The sequence below is a fragment of the Streptomyces sp. 796.1 genome, assembly GCF_047525675.1.
Lineage (GTDB): Bacteria > Actinomycetota > Actinomycetes > Streptomycetales > Streptomycetaceae > Streptomyces.
The window spans coordinates 13,032-31,996 of the sequence record NZ_JBLIWA010000010.1 but is presented as its reverse complement, the minus strand read 5'-3'; the positions used below and the strand labels follow the sequence as shown (position 1 = coordinate 31,996).

The following is an 18,965-nucleotide window of genomic DNA, read 5'->3' as shown; positions in this document are numbered from 1 at the left end:
GCGCATTGATGCGCCCTTGCCGCTGCGCGAACGCCATGCATACATTGCGTCTATGACGGGTTCCAGGGTGGCACGGGAGAGCGCGCAGGACACCACGTACCGCTGGTTGAAGGGCCGCATCGGGGCGCTGCCGCGGCACGAGGGGATCTTCATGACCGAGGCGGAGGTGTGCGAGGCGACCGGCAAGTCCAGGACGCCGGTGCGCGAGGCGCTGCTTCGGCTGGAGACCGAGGGGTTCCTACGGATCGTGCCGAAGAAGGGCGCCTACGTGCCGCCCATCTCCGATGCCGAGATCGAGGCCGTCATGCAGGCGCGCGAGCTGGTGGAGGAGTGGTCGGTGCGCCGCGTCGCGCACCTCGCGGACGATCTGACCGCCGAGTTGACCGAGCTCGTCGAGCGGCAGGCCGGTCTGATGGCCGACCCGGTCGCGTTCATCGAGTGCGACCGCGCCTTCCACCGCGCCATCGTCCGCGCGGCCGGGAACCCGGTCCTGGTGGAGGTCTACGAGTCGTTGCGGGACCGCCAGGTGCGCATGGGGTTGCGGGCCATCGCCGCGGCCGAGGACCGGGCACGTGCGGTGCTCGCCGAGCACACGGCCATCGTGACGGGCATCGCATCGGGCGACCCGGAGCGCGCCGCCGCGGCCCTCGGCGCCCATCTCGGCGGCACCCTCGCGGTGCTGAACCTGCCTGCCGTGCGGCATTGGAGCGACCCCGGGCGCCCTGACCAGCGGGCGGAATGACGCCGGGCGGCGCGGCGCTCCGGTGCCGCACCGTCCACCAACGGCTGCGCCCCGCCGGCGCCCTCCGAACGCGGAGGGGCCGGCGGGGCGCAGCCGGTTGACGCGGCGTCAAACGCATCAGATGCCGCCAGGCGTGCCAGACCTAGCAGATGCGTCAGACGCGGCGGGAGGGCGCCCGCCGCGCCAGACGGGGCGGAACGCCCACCGCCCGTGCGGACCTACAGCGTGCGCTCCAGCCGGTCGGCCATCAGCTTGACGAAGCGCGAGGGGTCGCTCAGCTCGCCGCCCTCGGCCAACAGGGCCATGTCGTAGACGAGTTCGGCCGTCTCGGCGAGACCCTCGTCATCCGCCCGCTCGGCGTGTGCCGTACGCAGGCCGCTGACCAGCGGGTGCCCCGGGTTCAGCTCCAGGATGCGCTTGGCGGTCGGCACCTCCTGGCCCATCGCGCGGTACATGTTCTCCAGCGCGGGGGTCACGTCGTGGGTGTCGGAGACGATGCAGGCGGGCGAGACGGTGAGCCTGGAGGACAGGCGTACGTCCTTGACCTGCTCGGTCAGCCGCTCCTTGAGCCAGCCAAGCAGCCCGGCGAACTCCTCCTGCTGCTTCTCGCGCTCGGCGTCGCCCTCGGCCTTCTCCTCGTCGGAGTCGAGGTCCACCTCGCCCTTGGCGACCGAACGGAGTTGCTTGCCGTCGAACTCGGGGACGGCCTGCACCCACACCTCGTCGACCGGGTCGGTCAGCAGCAGCACCTCGATGCCCTTGGCGGCGAACGCCTCCATGTGCGGCGACTTCTCGATGGCCTGGCGGGACTCGCCGGTCATGTAGAAGATCTCCTGCTGGCCCTCCTTCATCCGCTCCACGTACGCGGGCAGCGTGGTCAGCTCCTGCGCGTCGTGGGTGGAGGCGAACGAGGAGGCGGCGAGGATCGCGTCCTTGTTCTCGAAGTCGCTGAGCAGACCCTCCTTGAGCACCCGGCCGAACTCCCGCCAGAAGGTGGCGTAGCGCTCGGGGTGCGCCGACATCAGGTCCTTGATCGAGGACAGCACCTTCTTGGTCAGCCGGCGGTGCATGAGCTGGATCTGCCGGTCCTGCTGGAGGATCTCCCGCGACACGTTGAGCGAGAGGTCCTGCGCGTCCACCACGCCCTTGACGAAGCGCAGGTAGGGAGGCATCAGGGCCTCGCAGTCCGCCATGATGAAGACGCGCTTCACGTAGAGCTGGATGCCGCGCTGGTAGTCCTGCATGAACAGGTCCTGCGGCGCCTGCGCGGGGATGAACAGCAGCGCCTGGTACTCGAAGGTGCCCTCGGCGTGCAGCCGGATGGTCTCCAGCGGGTCGTGCCAGTCGTGGCTGATGTGCTTGTACAGCTCGTGGTACTCGGCGTCGCTCACCTCGTCCCGGGAGCGCGCCCACAGCGCCTTCATCGAGTTCAGCGTCTCGGGCTCGCTCGGCTTCGCGTCCTGCTCGGCCGGCTCGTCCGCGCCCTCGTCCCCGGACTGCTCCGTGGCGGCCGGCGCTGCGGGCTCGGCGGCCATCTTGATGGGCCAGGTGATGAAGTCCGAGTACCGCTTGATGATCTCCTTGATCTTCCACGACGCGGTGTAGTCGTGCAGCCGGTCCTCGCTGTCCTCCGGCTTGAGGTGCAGCGTGACCGAGGTGCCCTGCGGTGCGTCCGCGGCCTCGTCGATCGTGTACGTGCCCGCGCCGTCGGAGGTCCAGCGCGTGCCCTCGCTCTGGCCGGCCCGCCGGGTCACCAGGGTGACCTCGTCGGCGACCATGAAGCTGGCGTAGAACCCGACGCCGAACTGACCGATCAGGCCCTCGGCCGCGGCGGAGTCCTTCGCCTCCTTGAGCTCGCGCAGGAAGGCCGCCGTGCCCGAGTTCGCGATCGTCCCGATGAGCCCCACCACCTCGTCACGCGACATGCCGATGCCGTTGTCCCGCACCGTCAGGGTGCGGGCCTCGCGGTCGGCCTCGATCTCGATGTGGAGGTCGGAGACGTCCGCGTCGAGGGTGTCGTCGCGGAGCGCTTCGAGACGCAGCTTGTCCAGTGCGTCGGAGGCGTTGGAGACGAGTTCGCGCAGGAACACGTCCTTGTTCGAGTAAATCGAGTGGATCATCAACTGGAGAAGCTGGCGCGCTTCCACCTGAAACTCGAACGTCTCTGTCGGCATAATCCGTATTTCCTTTTCGGGCCACCAGGTGACGGAACTGATGGGGGCACTGTAGAACAGCCCGTCAACGGACGGTCACAGGGGGAGCTCACTGGGCGGACCGGCCCGAGCGCACGCCCGGCCCCGCGCCGGCACACCACCCCGCACATCACCCCATCCGGCACCCGCACGCCATCCCGTCCAGCTCCCCCCGCGTACCACCTCGCTCAGCACGAGCTCAGGGGCCCGCACACCGCGCTGTCCGGAGCTCACCGAGAGCTCGCCAGTTCACCCAGCACCCGCCTAGCACCCGCGCCCCACCCCGCTCAGCCTCCCGCGAGCAACTCCGTCACCAGTGCCCCGACCTGCTCCGTCTCGATCAGGAACCCGTCGTGCCCGTACCGCGAGGTGATCACCCGGAGCCGGTCGGCGCCCGGCAGGCCGGCGGCCAACTCGGCCTGCTGCCCGAGCGGGTAGAGGCGGTCCGAGTCGACGCCGGCGACCAGCGCGGGGGCGGTGTAGCGGCGCAGTGCGGCGGACACGCCGCCGCGGCCCCGGCCCACGTCGTGCCCGTTCATCGCCTCGGTCAGCACGACGTAGCTGCCCGCGTCGAAGCGGCGGGCGAGTTTGGCCGCGTGGTGGTCGAGATAGGACTGCACCGCGTACCTGCCCTCCCGCCACGGGTCCTCGCCCGGCTGCGCGGCGTGCGCGAAGCGGCCGGCGAGCTCCGGCTCGCTGCGGTACGTGACGTGGGCGATGCGGCGCGCGATGCCGAGGCCCTGGTGCGGCCCAGCGCCCGGCGCGGCGTCGTGGTAGCGGCCGGCCTGCCAGTGCGGGTCGGCCTTGATCGCCGCGACCTGGATGGTGCCCCAGGCGATCTGTTCGGCGGACGCGGCGGCCGGGCAGGCCAGGACCAGCAGCGAGCCGGTCCGCTCGGGGTGGCACACCGCCCACTCCAGCGCCCGCATACCGCCCATCGAACCGCCGATCACCGCGGCCCACCGGTCGATGCCCAGCGCATCGGCGAGCGCCACCTCGGCGGCCACCTGGTCCCGCTGCGTCAGATACGGGAACGCGGGCCCGAGCGGGCGCCCGTCGGCGCCGGGTGAGAGGGGGCCCGTACTGCCTTGGCAGCCGCCGAGCACGTTCGGCGCGACCACGTACCACCGGTCGGTGTCCAGCGGCCGGCCCGGGCCGATCAGCGGGTCCCACCAGCCGGGCGTCGGGTGGCCGGGGCCGGCCGGACCGGCGACGTGGCTGTCGCCGGTCAGCGCGTGCAGCACCAGCACCGCATTGCTGCCGTCCGGCGCCGGCCGCCCCCACGTCTCGTACGCGAGCCGCACGCCGGGCAGCGCCCCGCCGGCCTCAAGCGGCAACGGGCGCTCCAGCGTCACCCAACGGCGCCGTCCCACCGGCTGCCCCTCCCGCCACCCGCCAGTGGCCGGCGGGAGGGGCACTGCCGTTGACACGCGCATGGTCAGGACGCGCCCTCGGCGACCGGGTCGGCCTCGGCCGGCGCCGGGTCGGCCTCCGCCTGAGCCGGGGCCGGGGCCGCCGCGGCCTTCGCCGCCCGGAAGCCGGCCTCCAGGTCCGCCTTCAGGTCGTCCGGGTGCTCCAGACCGACCGAGAGCCGCACCAGACCGGGCGTGGTGCCGGTGGCCGCGAGCTGTTCGGCGTCGAGCTGGCTGTGGGTGGTGGACGCGGGGTGGATGATCAGGCTGCGTACGTCGCCGATGTTGGCGAGGTGGCTGAAGAGCCGCACCCCGTCCACGAACCGCTTGCCCGCCTCGATGCCGTCCCGCAGCTCGAAGGTGAGCACCGCGCCGGCGCCGCGCGGCAGGTAGCGCTGCGCGCTCTCGTGCCACCGGTTGGACTCCAGGCCCGGGTAGTGCACCACCGAAACCTCCTCGCGCTGCTCCAGCCAGCGGGCCAGCTCCAGCGCGTTGCTGGTGTGCCGCTCGATGCGCAGGCTCAGCGTCTCGATGCCCTGGAGCAGCAGGAACGCCGAGTGCGGGGCGAGCGCGGGGCCGATGTCGCGCAGGAGCTGGATGCGCAGCTTGACGGCGAACGCGCCGGCGCCGAGGTCCGGCCAGTAGCGCAGGCCGTGGTAGCTGGGGTCGGGCTCGCTGAAGTCGGGGAAGCGCTCGGCGTGCGCGCCGAAGTCGAAGGTGCCGCCGTCGACGACCACCCCGCCGATCGTGGTGCCGTGCCCACCGAGGAACTTCGTCGCCGAGTGCACCACGATGTCGGCCCCGTGCTCGATGGGGCGCAGCAGGTACGGCGTGGGCAGCGTGTTGTCCACGATCAGTGGCACGCCCGCCGCGTGCGCCACGTCCGCCACGCCCCGTACGTCCAGGACGTTGCCGCGCGGGTTGCCGAGCGACTCCCCGAACAACGCCTTGGTGTTCGGCCGGATCGCCGCCCGCCAGGCGTCCAGGTCATCCGGCTCGTCCACGAACGTGACCTCGATGCCGAGCCGCGGCAGGGTGTGCCGGAAGAGGTTGTACGTACCGCCGTAGAGCGAGGTCGCCGAGACGATGTGGTCGCCGGAGCCGGCCAGGGTGAGGATCGCCAGGGTCTCCGCCGCCTGTCCGGAGGCCAGCGCCACCGCGGCGACGCCGCCCTCCAACACCGCCAGCCGCTCTTCGAGCACGCCGGTGGTGGGGTTCTGGATGCGGGTGTAGATGTTCCCGGGCTCGGCGAGGGAGAACAGGTTGGCCGCGTGCGTGGTGTCCCGGAAGGCGTACGAGGTCGTCTGGTAGATCGGCACCGCACGGGCACCGGTCGTCGGGTCGGGCGCGGCACCGGCGTGGATCTGCCGGGTCTCGAAGGACCAACCGCTCTCCACACCGCCCGGCGCGGCGTCGGCGGGGGTGTGTTCCGGGGTGGCGGAGTCGACGGACTGGCTCATGTCTGGCCTCGCAGCGTTGTGTTCGGTGGGCACGGTGGGGCGGCACGGTCGCCGGTGCCGTGGCGGGCGGTGGCGCGCCGTGACCCGTACCGTGCGGGCACGGGTGGGTCACACCGGAGCCGTACGGCGCCGGGCGGAGGCGCTCACGGCCGGTGTGCGGGGGTGGTTGACCACGGACGCTAGACGCGCTGACGCGACGAGCGGAAGCCGGTGGCCGAGATGGCCACGGAGGCGCAACACCGGGGAAACAAAGGGCATCTGGCGGCCGATCGCCGGCCGTGCTCCGCTGACCGCGGTGGGGCGGGAGGGGCCGCCGGGCCGGGCGCGGGCGGTGTGCCCGAGGGGGCGGATGGGGGCCGCCGCCGTGCCCGTGTCCCGTCGGGCTGCCTCGCCAGCCGTGGCCCGCAGCGCCTCGGAACCGTGCCGGCTCACCAGCCGCGCCCCGTACCGCCCCGCCGACCGCGCCGCGCCGCGCCGTGCCCCTGCCCCGATCCCGCCCCGCGCTCCCTCACCAGCCGTGTTCCGCGCACATGCACTTGACGCCCTTCTCGATCCACTCGCGGCCGGCCCAGCGCGGGTGGCGTTGCACCATCAGGGCCGTGACCTGCTCGACGATGGTCTCTTCGGTGGCGGTCCCGGCCCGGCGCACCCAGGTCTCGTCCCACAGCAGTTGCAGGTAGTCGCGGGTGTCCGTCAGCAGTTCGGGCCCGCCCACCTCACCGTGGCCCGGCACCACGACCTGCGGCGCCTCGGCCGCGAGCCGCCGCATGACCGCGAGCCAACGGGTGCCCGAGACGTCGATGTCGTGCGGCGGGAACCACGGGAAGATCGCGAACTGCGCGGCCTCCACCAGGTCCCCGGTGAACAGCACGTCGGCGTCCGGCACCGAAACCAACTGGTCCCCCTTGCTGTGCGCGCGGCCGGCGGCCTGCAACAGCACCGTCCGGCCGCCGAGGTCGAGCCGGTGGGCCTTGCCGTAGACGACGTCGGGCCGCGGCAGTTCGACGTCGGCCAACTGGCGCGCGATCGGTTCGCCAAGGCCGCGGAACATCTCCAGGTAGCCGGGGCCCTTGGTCGCCAGGTCCGTGGCCTGCGCCTGGTTGACCACGTACGTCGCCTCGCCGGCGAAGACCTGCGCCCCGTACGCGTGCTCCGGGTGGAAGTGCGTCGTCGTCAGGAACAGCGTGCGCCCGGCCGCGTAGTCGCGCGCGAAGTCCAACACCTGCTGCGCATTGCGCGGGCCGAGACCGGTGTCGACCACCAGCACCGAGTGCTCGCCGCCGATCAGCCCGATGTTGGGTACGAGCTGCACCCGCCGGTCGGGGATGACGAGCACGTCGCGGGCGACTTCCGTGGCCCCCGCGACGTGGACGAGGGGTTCGGAGAGCACGTGGTCGGTCATGGGGACTCCCGGTCCGGAGGGGTGGTGGGGGATCGCGATCCGCCCCGCCCGCCCGGTGGGCTCCCGCGGCGGCGGATCGAACGGAGCCAGTTCACTGCCTGCGTCGCCGAGCCGTCCAACACCGTTCGCGCAGCCCCGATGCCGTACGGGTATCGTCGCTGCTGATGGAGCTCCGTACGCTGCGTTATTTTCTGGCCGTCGCTGAAGAACTGCACTTCGGCCGTGCTGCCGTGCGCCTGCGCATGACCCAGCCGCCGCTGAGCCGGGCCATCAAGCAGTTGGAGGCCGACCTCGGTTGTGCGCTCCTGGAGCGCTCGCCCGCTGGCGTCTCGCTCACACCCGCCGGCGCGTTGTTGCGGGAAGAGGCGCGCGCCCTGCTGGCCCGGGCCGACCGGGCGCGGGCCCGGGTCGCCGCCGTCTCGGGGCCCGCCACCCTGACCGTGGGCACGCTCGCCGACAGCGCCGCGCAGATCGGGGCCCCCGCGGCTGCCGCCTTCCGGGCCCGGCACCCCGGCGTCCACGTGATCATCGAGGAGGGCACGCTGACCGATCCCACCCTGGGGCTGCGGGCCGGCCGGGTGGACGTGGCGCTGACCAGAGGCCCGTTCGACGAGACCGGGATCAGCACCCGGGTGCTGCGCTCGGACCGGGTGGGAGCGGTGCTGCGCCTGGACGATCCGCTCGCCGGCCGCACCCTGCTCCGCCTCGCCGACCTCGCCGACCGGCGCTGGTTCCGCTTCCCGACCGGCACCGACCCGCTCTGGCAGGCGTTCTGGACCGGTGGCCGCGACCCGGCCGACGACCAGCGGGAACCCGTCATCCGTACGGTGCACGAGTGTCTGCAATCCGTCCTGTGGAGCGGCACGGTCGGGATCGCCCCGCTCGGGCAGCCGCTCCCGGCGGGCCTGACCGTCGTCCCGCTGGCCGACACGGCCCCGAGCCACCTCGTCGTCGCCTGGCCGGGCACCGATCCGGGCCCGCTGGTCCGCTCGTTCGCCGCCATCGCCACGGCCCTGCACCGCGCGGCGGGCACAGGCCGGGGCGCCCTGGCCGGGCTGCCGCTCCCACCCGGGCCCACCACGCCGCCGCCCGCCCGACCGGCCACCCCCGGCACGGTGCCCGCGCCGACACCCACCCGCGGCGCCGGCCACCGCTGACGCCTGGCTCGTACGAGGCCACACCCGATACGTACGACGCCACCGCCGAACGGCCTCGCCCCCATGGCGCCCCGCCCGGCAACCTCCCGCACGACACCACACGCAAGCGATGCTGCACGTAAGCGATGCCGCACGGTCGACAACTCGCCTGTCGGAGAATGGAGTTCGGGACGGAAGGGGCCGCCGTGCGGGCTTGCCCTAGAGCGCACTCTGATACGTAGCCTCGCTGGCATGACGACAACACAGCAGCAGGCGATCGGATCGGGCTTCGGGGCGCACAGCACGGCACAGCAGGTGGTGGCGGACGTCGACCTGACGGGCAAGCTCGCGGTCGTCACCGGCGGGTACGCGGGGCTGGGGCTGGCGACGACGCGGGCGCTGGTCGGGGCGGGCGCGCGGGTGGTGGTGCCGGCCCGGCGACCCGAGGTGGCGCGCGCGGCGACCGAGGGCATCGAAGGGGTCGAGATCGACGCGCTCGACCTGGCCGACCTGGACGGCGTACGCGACTTCGCCGACCGCTTCCTGGCCACCGGCCGCACCATCGACCTGGTCTTCAACAACGCCGGCATCATGGCCTGCCCGCTGACCCGGGTCGGCCCTGGCTGGGAGGCCCAGTTCGCCACCAACCACCTGGGGCACTACGCACTGGTGAACCGGTTGTGGCCGGCGATCGCCGACGGTGGGGCCCGGGTGGTGTCGGTCTCCTCCAGGGGTCACCAACTCTCCGGCATGCGCTGGCAGGACGTGCACTTCGGCGACGACGCGGAGTACGACAAGTGGCTCGCGTACGGGCAGGCGAAGACGGCCAACGTGCTGTTCGCGGTGGAGTTGGACCGGCGCGGGCGGGGGTCGGGCGTGCGGGCGTACGCGGCCCACCCCGGTGTCATCCTCACCGAGTTGGCCCGGCACATACCGGTGGCGGAGCAGCGGGCCGCCGGCTGGATCGACGCCGAGGGCCGGCCGACCGACCCGAACAAGAAGACGCCCGAACAGGGCGCCGCGACACAGGTGTGGGCGGCCACGTCGGCCCGGTTGGCCGATGCCGGCGGGGTCTACTGCGAGGACTGTGACATCGCCCAACCCTGGGCCGGTGACACCCCGCTGACCAGCGGCGTCGCCGCGCACGCCACGGACGTCGAACAGGCGGCGCGGCTGTGGGACCTGTCGGCCGAGCTGACGGGCGTCAACGCGTTGGCCGCGGCCGGCTGAGCGACGCCGTACGCAGCCGCCGGGCGGCCGGCGGCGCGGCGGCTTCTTGGGTCACCAACGACCCTGTCTCACAAGCCAGTTGAGCGTGCGGCGAACACCTAGGTCGGGGCCGCGAACTGGCGGGACTGGACGACCAGGGTGCCTTCCGCGTCCCAGACCTCGGCGTCCTCGACGACGCTCTGGTCGCTGCTGATCTGGGTGCTGGTGCTGACCTGGAGCCACCCCGGGGCCGGCTTCGCCCGGATGTGTGCGGTCAACTGCACCATCGGCAGCCAGCCTGCCTGCCCGAAGTCGAACGAGATGGGTGGCAGCGAAGCGATGGCGACCAGCAGCAGCATCGGATCGGGCGGCTGACCGTCGGCCAGCCGTACCCAACCGTCGAACCTGCCGGAGCGCGCCGGGCTGTCGAAGAGCCAGCCGACACAACCTGGCGAGAGCCGGACGTCGAGCCCGGCCACCATGTCCAGGCGCTCCACCAGCCGCGCCGGGGTGTTCTGACGGCCGACGCAGTCGTCGGGGGCGGGGATGTGCGGTGGGGTGGTGCCGGCGTCGACCGGGCGGTCGTCGAACTTGCCGTGCGTGATCAGGGCGCGCATCCGCTCCGTGTACTGCCCGTCCCTGGTGCACTGCGAAAGGGACGCCTGCCCGGTGGTGATCCGGCTGCCGCTGCGCAACACGTCCGCGCGCACCGTGACCGGGCCCGGCTGCGCGGGCGACAGAAAGCAGGCGCTGAGGACGCTGGGAAAGAATTTCTCGGTTTCGACGTGCATCGTACGGGCCGCCGCACGGGCCGCCATCGTCAGCAGAATGCTGCCCGTGAGCCGGCCGTCCGATTTCCACTCCGGGCACAGCCGGCCATCGAAAACATGGGGGGACGCGCCGCGCCGCACTACGGCGGTGGCGGTCGCAAAGTCCGTGTTTTCGCACCCCTCGGTTGCCTGCACGCGGTGATGTTATGCGTCCGCCACGGTGAAATCCTTGAAATGAGCAGGAGTTGATCACTTTCCGAGCAGTTCTCACGGCGTGGTAACCGACCGCCCCGCGTGCCGCACCGCCCCGTGCACTGCACCGCCCCGCCGGCCGTGGCGCGGCCCGGACGCGGCCGGGTCCGGGCGCGTCCGACGGTGGCGGTGGCGGCGGCCGTGGTGCCCCGGGCACCGGCCAGGCCGCCCGCGCCCCTGCCCCCGTGCCGGGGCGCGTCCCGCCCGGCGAGCCGCGTACCGGTCGACGTACGGGCGTGACCGGCGGGTACGCGGCGATCGCGGGCGGCCAGCCGGCGCCCACCGCGTCGGGGCCCGGCCGGCGTCCATGGTGGCCGCGCCCCAGTGCCCGCCGCACCGGCGGGCCGTGCGCGGCGGGCGTACGGGTCGTGGGCCGGGCGTTGCCTGGGAGATCCGGCGGTGCCGGGGAGGGGCGGCGGTGGCACGGCCGTCGAGGCCGGGCCGGGTCGCGGTGCCGCCGGCGGGGACGGTGGGCGGTGATCGACCGCCATGTCATCTGATATCGCCCCATATTTCCCAGGCCACTTCCCTGTGAAGGAAAACAACAGGGAACAGCGGGCGAACCTGGCGGGAAATAGGCAGCCCCCGAGCGGGGAAAGTGCGGTGGCGGGCAAGTGGGCCGCCCCTGGTGCCCGAATGCGCCGTACCGCTGCCCATTCGGGCGTGCGCCCTGTGGTTCTGTCTGAAAAGCCGGGGGGAAGACCGGGGGAGCGGTGTGACCAGCGGATGTGGCGAGTCCGCAGGATCGAAAGGATTTGTGGAGACTTCTCGCCCACGGGCGTTGCCTCTGGTTTCGGTGGATGCCCCGGATAAAGTGAACAGTGTGCACGGAAAGGTAGGGACGGGCAGCATTACGGAGGACAACGGGCACATCAGGGAGTGCCTTTGGGGAAAGGGGGGCCGGCCCGGCCCCGACGCGCGGCAGCCACCCGAAGTGGCGTGGGGTGACCACCCACCGTGCCGCGCCGGTGCTTCGTAGCACCGTGAATGATGTTGACTACGGGGGGTTGCCGACGGTTGACCGTCGTCGGCGCGGCCACGTGGGGAGCCGGTGGACGGCGCGGAGCGCTGTTCGTCGGGTCCTCCTGGCGCCCCACGCCCACTGTTGGCCGCGGTGATCCGGGGCCGGTCCGACGTCCACCGCTGCGACAACGGTTCGCGTCGGACCCGAGGAGACCACTCCTGCGTGAGGGAAAGGAAGGGAGCGGCAATGTCGAAGGAGGACGTCGCGCTCCGGATCGGGGGAAGTTGTGCTTCGAACCGAAGCACGGGTGGAGGCGGCCTGCTGGCGGATCGGCTGGCCTCGGCCCGAAAACACTACTTCGTCGGCCGGGAACGCGAACTCGCCCTGTTCCGCAGTGCCTTGAAAGACGCGCCCGGCGCGCCCACGGTTCTCGTGGTGCACGGGCCGGGCGGCATCGGGAAGAGCGCGCTGCTCCAGCGGTTCGCTGCCGACGCCTGCGCGGCGGGGCGCCCCGTCGTCAGCATCGACACGCGCACCATCGAACCAAGCCCTGCCGACTTCCAGCGCGCGGCCGTCGGCGTCCTGGCCGCCGACCGGCCGGTGCTGCTGGTCGACAGCTTCGAGCGGTGCCGCCACCTGGAGCCGTGGTTGCGCGAGCGCTTCCTGCCCAGCCTGCCCGCCGGCGTGCTGGTGGTGATAGCCGGCCGCCTCGCGCCCGACCCGCTGTGGACGGCCGACCTCGGGTGGAACGACGTACTCCGGGTGATGCAACTCGGGGAGCTCGACGCGGCCGAGTCCGCGCTGTTGCTCGCCTCCCGCGGAGCCGCCCCCGACCGGCACGCCGGGCTGCTCGCCTTCGCTTCGGGCAACCCGTTGGCCCTGCGGCTGGCCGCCGAGGTGGCCGTGCACGACGGTGCCGACAACATGGTCTGGACCCCGTGCCGGACCGTGGTGGAACAACTGCTGCTGCGCCTGGTGGGCGAGCTGCCCTCGCCCGCCCACCGGCGCGCGCTCGAAGTGTGCAGCCACGTCCAGGACACCACCGAGGACCTGCTCAGGGTGGTCATGCCGGACGAGGACGTGGCCGAGCTGTTCTGCTGGCTGCGCCAACTGCCGTTCATGCGCTCCGGGCGGTACGGCGTCTACCCGCACGCCGTGGTCCGCGACTCGCTGGACAGCGACTTCCGCTGGCGCGACCCGGAACAGTACAAGAGCATGCACCGCGCGATCCGGCTGCACCTGGTCGAACGCATCCGCAACGCCCCGGAGAAGGAGGCGCTGCAAGCCACCAGCGCCTACAACTACATCATCGCCAGGGCCCCGTGGATCAGGCCGTTCCGCGGCAGCCGCACAGAGGGCGGCGCGTACGAGGAGCCGCTGCGCCGCGACGAGTGGGCGGTGGTGACGGAGATGGCGCGCGCCATGGAGGGCGAGGAGAGCGCCCGGGCCGTGACGTACTGGCTCGACCGCCAGCCCGAGGGGTTCCGCGTGCACCGCAGCTTCAGCACCGGTGAACTGCTCGGCTTCATGTGCTGGCTGCGCATCGACGACATCGATGACGGCATGCGCGAGGCGGACCCGGTGGCGGCCCAGGCGTGGGAGACCGTCTCCAGGATCGCCCCCGTACGCCACGGCGAACACCTCGGCCTGGCCCGCTTCATGATCCACCCGGACGCCTACCACCGGCCGTCGCGCGCCTGGGACCTGGTGCACATGCGCTTCACGTACGAGCTGATGCGCACCGACCACTGCGCCTGGTCGTGCCTGGTGCACGGGGAGCCGGAGTTCTGGGAGCCGGTCATGGCCTACATGGACATGTTCCGGGCCGACGCCGGGCCGTTGAGCCGCACCGGGCACGCGCTGTTCTGCCATGACTGGCGGGTGGACCGGGTGGACGAGTGGACCGAGGGCATCGCCGCCCGGCTGCTCAGCGGGCCACCGGTGGCGGCCGACGAACCGCGCGCCAGGGAGGGTGCGTTGACCCGTGAGGAGTCGGACGCCGCGGTGCGCGATGCGCTGCGCTGCTGGCTCGACCCGGACGGGTTGGCCGCCAGTCCGCTGCTGCGGCTGCGGCTGCTCCAGGGCCAGCCGGAGGTGGACCGGGTGGCCGGCCTCGGGGAGCTGCTGAGCAAGGCCGTCGAACGGTTGGAGCGCAACCCGCGGACCAGGCACCTGCACGCGGTGCTGATCATGACGTACCAGTCCTCCGCCACGCAGGAGGCGGTGGCCCGGGGCCTGAACATGGCGTTCAGCACCTACCGCAGGCATCTGGCCCGCGGCATCGACGAGGTGCGCGAGCGGCTGTGGCAGTGGGAGATGCAGGGGCACGTACCGGACTGAGCCGGGCCGGTCCGGCTCGGCCTGGTCCGGCTCGGCCTGGCTCGTGGCGCGGGCGCGAGGTGCCCGCCTGCCCGTGCCACGGCCGAACTCCCGGTCATGGCCCGCGCCGGGCTGGCCGGTTGGTGGGACGCCCGCCCCTGTCCGCGCGCCGGGTGGGTACGGGGCCGTGCCAGCCGGGTGCGAGTCACGTGCCGGCCACGTGTCAGCCGGGTGCCGCCCGGGTGCCGGGCATGTGTCAGCCGGGTGCGGGCGGTCCGTACGCCGGAGCCGGCGGCCGACGCGGCAGGTGGGTGGCTGGGCGGGGCCGGGGTGGTGGGCCCTTACGGCTGCGGTTCCCGGCGGCCGGTCGGAAGGGCCTGCCGCCGGGCCCCTGCGTGGGCCTGTCGGTGGGTTGGGTTGGTCGGGTCGGCCAGGGTCAGTCGGGCTCAGTCGGGCTCAGTCGGGGTAGTCGGGTTGGTCAGGCCCGGCGGGTGGTGCGGAGAGTGGGTTTGCGAGTGGGCGCGGGACTCAGATGTAACCCTCGCGCAGCGCGTGCGCGACCGCGTGGGCGCGGTTGCGCAGGTGCAGTCGGCTGGTCAGTGCCTGCATGACGTTCTTGATGGTGCGTTCTGAGTACGAGAGCTTGTCGGCGATCTCCTTGGTGTCGTAGCCGTCGGCCACCAGGCGGAGCACGTCCACCTCGCGCGGCGAGAGCCCGCTGGTGGGGACGACGGTCGCACCGGGGGCCACCCGGGAGAGGCTGCCCACCTGGTTGAGCAGCCGGCCCAGCAGGTCGGCCGGCAGGTCACCGTCGCCGCGCGAAGCTGCGAGGACCGCCTTGAACAGCCGGGCCGCTGTCGCGTCCCGCCGCCACACGACGGCGCCGACGCCACAGGTGATGAGCTCCATCAGATCGGGTTCGCGGAGCTGGTGCACGACCAGGACCGAGCGCGTCCCGTCGGTGCGCACCAGCTTGCGCAGCCGGGCCAGGGTGGTGTCGTCGAGGCTGTCGGCGACGAAGACGGCGACCGTGCCTGGTCTGGCGGCGTCCGGGTCGACGAGTTCGAGCGCCGGGTGCGGGGCGAGGTGGTGCACCACGCCGGCGCTGGAGATGGGGTCGGCGGCGTAGACCGCGACCTGGATGCGTTCCTCGGTCGGCGAGGGAGTGGCGACGAGTATCGAACTGAGCACAGTGGTGGTCCCCCCACGTCATGCCCGGAGTGGTGCGGCCGGAAAGGTTGTCCGTCACCCTCCGGGCGCGAGGCGGTGCGGACGGGGTCTGCGTGCGGCGTGTCGGTGCCGCCCGGGGCGCCGCCGGTCGTGGCGATGTCTCCGAGTGGGACGCGGTGTCGGCCCGGGGTGGCGGCCCCGGTGGACTGCCTCCCGTACGGCGCACACCGCCTGCGGCGCGGGCCGGCATGACCCACAGGATGCACCGGCCCTGATTCCCCATTCTCGGCTGGACCGGTCCCGACCACCAGCTCAGGAACTGCTCAACAACTACTCATCGAAGGGCCGGTTGCGACCGAGCAGCCACCGCTCGCGCCCCCGGCGACCAGGCAGTTCGCGCCCGGACCGACGGCGCGGTGCGGCGTGGGGCAGGCCCGGTTGAGACGGCCGGGCCGGGTGGCGGGTGTGGTGCGGTGGGCAGGGTGGCGCGGTGGTCGGTCGGTCGGGGCGGCGCGGTGTGGGGGTGGTTGGGGTGACGCGATGGCCAGGGTGGCCGGGCAGCCGGGCAGCCGGGCAGTCGGGACGGCCGGGGCGCGCGGCGAGTTGTGGGGTGTGGGGTGTGGGGTGGCGCATCTCCCGCTGGGGCGGCGGGTGTCGCCGTGGCGGTGGCCGCCGTTCGGGGTACGCGCCTGCCGGGGCCCCGCCCGCGGCGGTGGTCGCCCTGTCCGCTCCCACATCCAAGTGGGCTTGTTCGTGGCGCAAGTTGACCCATCGGGGCGCCGGCTCCCTTCCGAGCGGCACGGCGCCGCGCCCGGGCTCGCAGGCGCTTCGATGCCCACTTCTGGCAGGTTGCTGACACGCTTTTCCGGGCCCGCCTGCCCGCATCCGCGCAGCTCGGTGCTAGGCCCCTCGCGTCCTGTGACGTATATCACAGTGCGGGCATGAGGGTGCCGTGGCCGTCTCCTCGCCTTGACCGACCCGGTGCGGGCGCCATGCGGAAGGTGGCGGGAGGTCAAATCCTCGTAGCGGGCGGATATCAGCGCCCGTTCGGGCATGGCGGTGCACGAATTTTCGGCCCACTGGTGGCCCTTGTTCTGGCGGGATCAGGATCGGCACAGTGCAATTGAACTCCGCCCGGCTTCCTCGGGTGAGACACCTTCTGCATGGTCCCGTCCCGGCGCCGCCGGGACGGATGGGAATGTGCGTCACGACCGGGTTGGTCCGCGGCGTTCTAGCATCTCTAAGCAGCCCACGGGGGAACGGCCTTGGAACGCACCCTGCGCGGTGGCCCACGTCGCCACCGCGCCCACCCGACCCAGGTACACCTCAGCGAAGCCCACCCACCGACCCTCCACTCAGGGGCAGTTGCCGCAGTGGCACACCCGCGCGGGCCGGTGCGCGAGGGTCGTCACCCGGGCCCTTCCCCCACCTTCTCTCTGCCGTACGGCTGTGGGTGTGTGTTGTTCACGGTTGTACGGCCCTGGTGCCGGAGCGCGGCCGTGGGGCCGGGCCCGGATCGAATGGAGGCGTCATGAAAGCGGACCCGAAGAAGCTGCGGCTGGTGGCCGTCACCCTGGCGGTCGCCGCCCTGGGGCTGGCCGGTCCGGTCGAGGCGCAGGCCGTCTCGGCCCGCGCGGACGGAGCGAGCAAGGCCGCCGCGATCGACTACGCAACGTGGCAGAACGACGTGCGCAAGGTGATAGACCAGGCGCGGCCCGGAATCGAGCAGCGCATTGCGAACGGCGGTGGTCAGAAGCAGGCCATCGTGCTTGACATTGACAACACCTCGCTGGAGACCCACTTCCAGCTCTTCCCGCCGACCCCGGCCGTGAAGCCCGTTCTCGATCTTGCCAAGTACGCCCATGACCGCGGTGTCGGTATCTTTTTCATCACCGCACGCCCTGACCTGCTCGACCAGGTGACGCGTGGGAATCTTGTGCATGTCGGCTATCCCATCACCGGTCTGTACCAGCGGCCCATCGGTGACGTCTTCGACAGCCCGGCGGCATTCAAGACGGCGAAGCGGATTCAGATCGAGTCCGACGGCTACACCATCATTGCCAACATAGGGAACAGTGCGACCGACTTCGCGGGCGGACATGCGGAGCGTGATGTCAAGCTGCCCGACTACGACGGCCAGCTCTCCTGAGCGCGGCGGACACCGGCGGCCCCGCAACCGCGGCCGTCGGTGTCCGCCCTGGTCAGCAAGGATCTTGAAAGGTGGCGCAGTGCCGAAGAGCGGACCCTGCGGTTTCCCGCAGCCCTTGCTTACGGTAATTCGCAGGTCAGACCCTGCGGTTTCCCGTAACGCATTCTGCCCAAGAAGTATTTGACTTTTAACGTATCGCGTGCGTATTGTCGCGGTAATGCTGACTGGAGTACCTGGCGATTGTGGCGGCAATCGAAGGAATGGGCACTCCCCATCGTCGTCAGTGCAGGACAGAGAAGGCTAACGCGGGCCCTCGCGCAATGTGTCGGTCGTGCGACCGTTCGACCGAATCAATTCCTTGCTGAAATCTTTGCGCCATGGGTTTGTGCGGGGCCATGACATTACCTCGGCAGCGAGAATGTTACGGCCGGATGAATGGTCAAGTTCTTAGGGGGAGCTGTGCCAAGTACCTCTGTCAATCGTCTATCCATCGCCATGGATTCCACCGGAGGCCCAAGTGCCGTCCTGCCTGGCGCGCTCGGCCACGGTGACACGGCGTTACCGAAGGCCAACCGACTCTCCAGCGGGGAACTGGAGCGGATGCTCCTCGAAGCGCGCAGGCTGGTCGAGTCGGCCGTCGACCGACACCGCACCGAAGAGTGGCTGTTGACCGCCCTGGAGCCGAACGAGGGCACCGGCGCGGTGGAGCGCACCATCGACTCGGCGGAACGCTCGCTGTCCGTGGTGCTCTCCGGGTGCAGCGACGAGGAGATCGCCTGGCTCATCCCGCGTCTCGGCCGCGCCGTCGGCCGGGGTGTCGACGTCCGACTGCTGGCCTGGGTGGGACTCCTGGAGAACCGCTCGTTCGTGGACCGGCTGGACAAGTACGCGCCGCGGGTCGACGTACGACTGGTCAGGGAGCCGCTCCAGGAAACGGTGCTCGCGGACGGCACGCTGAGCGTGGCCTGGTCGCGGCCCGGCCCCTCCTCACGCGAGACCGTCGTGGTGCGCGCCCCGGCCGTGCTGCGCAACCTGCGGACCCTCTTCCAGGTCTCCTGGAAGAGCAGCCCCACCCTGGCCGACCACCGTCGGCTGAGCGACCACATGCGGGGTGCCGTGGCCCGCCGCATACTGTTGGCCCTCAGTTCGGGCCGTACGGACGAGGTCGCGGCGCGCGACCTGAGCATGTCGGTGCGCACCTACCGCAGGTACGTCGCCGAAATCACCCGTGAACTCGGCGCCAACTCCCGTTTCCAGGCCGGCGCCAGGGCCGTGGAACTCGGCCTGCTGCCGGCCAGCGTCGAGGGGGTCTGACCGGCCGGTGACCCACCGTCCCGACGTACGCCACTGACCACGGCCGTACGCCACGAAAGCCACTGCCCGGCAGCACCGGCAGCACCTGAGCCACACCCGACAGCAAGCAACGACGACCGCGTACGACGCCTGCCGACGACGCCGCGTACCACGACCGGGTACGACGGCTGCCGACGGCGCCGCGTACGACGCACACGTATGCCGGCCACGGCCGCTGACCGCGGACGACCGCCACGGACGCTGACCACGGCCGCGGCACGGAGCCGGCAGATCCGGTGCGCGGTGCGGGCGCCGGCCGGGCCAAGCGCGGCCCCACCGCCGCGGCGATCGGCCACCAGCACGCCCGGCCACCAGCACATCCGGCCACGAGCCCACCGATGTGGGCCCGCGGCCGTGACCCACGAGAAGGCTGACCCGCAGCAGCAACCCACCGCAACGACCTCAGTACGACCACTACACGACCACCGCAACCCC

11 protein-coding genes and 1 pseudogene are annotated in these 18,965 nt (G+C 72.0%); 6 read left to right on the top strand and 6 right to left on the bottom strand.

Annotated elements, in window-relative coordinates; all coding sequences use genetic code 11:
• Positions 1-52: 52 nt before the first annotated feature.
• Positions 53-742 (top strand): GntR family transcriptional regulator, encoded by a 690-nt coding sequence (locus ACMA1D_RS09065; RefSeq protein ID WP_414723349.1) that lies wholly within the window; start codon positions 53-55, stop codon positions 740-742.
• A 218-nt stretch (positions 743-960) separates the two neighbouring features.
• Here ACMA1D_RS09065 and htpG read toward each other — a convergent pair whose 3' ends face one another.
• The 4 genes and pseudogenes from htpG to ACMA1D_RS09045 all read right to left on the bottom strand — a co-directional run bounded on the left by htpG (position 961) and on the right by ACMA1D_RS09045 (position 7,208).
• Positions 961-2,916 (bottom strand): molecular chaperone HtpG, encoded by a 1,956-nt coding sequence (gene htpG / locus ACMA1D_RS09060; protein WP_414723348.1) that lies wholly within the window; start codon positions 2,914-2,916, stop codon positions 961-963.
• Positions 2,917-3,221: 305 nt separating this feature from the next.
• Entirely contained in the window at positions 3,222-4,370 is a 1,149-nt protein-coding gene (metX, locus tag ACMA1D_RS09055; RefSeq protein ID WP_414723347.1) for a homoserine O-acetyltransferase MetX, read from the bottom strand.
• A 77-nt stretch (positions 4,371-4,447) separates the two neighbouring features.
• Positions 4,448-5,806, bottom strand: a pseudogene (locus ACMA1D_RS09050) (bifunctional o-acetylhomoserine/o-acetylserine sulfhydrylase); the annotation flags it as partial.
• A gap of 508 nt (positions 5,807-6,314) precedes the next feature.
• Positions 6,315-7,208 carry an MBL fold metallo-hydrolase gene (locus tag ACMA1D_RS09045; protein ID WP_414723346.1) on the bottom strand — a complete coding sequence of 298 codons (894 nt, stop codon included), beginning with the start codon at positions 7,206-7,208 and terminating at the stop codon, positions 6,315-6,317.
• Positions 7,209-7,372: 164 nt separating this feature from the next.
• Here ACMA1D_RS09045 and ACMA1D_RS09040 point away from each other — a divergent pair, with 164 nt between their 5' ends.
• Together ACMA1D_RS09040 and ACMA1D_RS09035 are read left to right on the top strand one after the other, a co-directional pair.
• Positions 7,373-8,365, top strand: a complete 993-nt coding sequence (locus ACMA1D_RS09040) for a LysR family transcriptional regulator (protein WP_414723345.1) — start codon at positions 7,373-7,375, stop codon at positions 8,363-8,365.
• 231 nt (positions 8,366-8,596) lie between these two features.
• Complete coding sequence (locus ACMA1D_RS09035) at positions 8,597-9,574, top strand: SDR family NAD(P)-dependent oxidoreductase (protein ID WP_414723344.1); 978 nt, start codon at positions 8,597-8,599, stop codon at positions 9,572-9,574.
• Positions 9,575-9,672: 98 nt separating this feature from the next.
• Here ACMA1D_RS09035 and ACMA1D_RS09030 read toward each other — a convergent pair whose 3' ends face one another.
• Complete coding sequence (locus ACMA1D_RS09030) at positions 9,673-10,464, bottom strand: thioesterase family protein (RefSeq protein ID WP_414723448.1); 792 nt, start codon at positions 10,462-10,464, stop codon at positions 9,673-9,675.
• A 1,321-nt stretch (positions 10,465-11,785) separates the two neighbouring features.
• On the opposite strand from ACMA1D_RS09030, the gene ACMA1D_RS09025 reads away from it, so the two are divergent.
• Positions 11,786-13,879, top strand: a complete 2,094-nt coding sequence (locus tag ACMA1D_RS09025) for an AAA family ATPase (RefSeq protein WP_414723343.1) — start codon at positions 11,786-11,788, stop codon at positions 13,877-13,879.
• Positions 13,880-14,386: 507 nt separating this feature from the next.
• Here the strand turns inward: ACMA1D_RS09025 and ACMA1D_RS09020 are convergent.
• The gene (locus tag ACMA1D_RS09020; protein ID WP_414723342.1) at positions 14,387-15,049 is read right to left on the bottom strand and encodes a helix-turn-helix transcriptional regulator; all 663 of its coding nucleotides are present in this window, start codon (positions 15,047-15,049) and stop codon (positions 14,387-14,389) included.
• 1,510 nt (positions 15,050-16,559) lie between these two features.
• Here ACMA1D_RS09020 and ACMA1D_RS09015 point away from each other — a divergent pair.
• Entirely contained in the window at positions 16,560-17,177 is a 618-nt protein-coding gene (locus ACMA1D_RS09015) for an HAD family acid phosphatase (RefSeq protein WP_414723341.1), read from the top strand.
• A gap of 495 nt (positions 17,178-17,672) precedes the next feature.
• Positions 17,673-18,491 carry a hypothetical protein gene (locus tag ACMA1D_RS09010; RefSeq protein ID WP_414723340.1) on the top strand — a complete coding sequence of 273 codons (819 nt, stop codon included), beginning with the start codon at positions 17,673-17,675 and terminating at the stop codon, positions 18,489-18,491.
• The last annotated feature ends 474 nt before the right edge of the window (positions 18,492-18,965 follow it).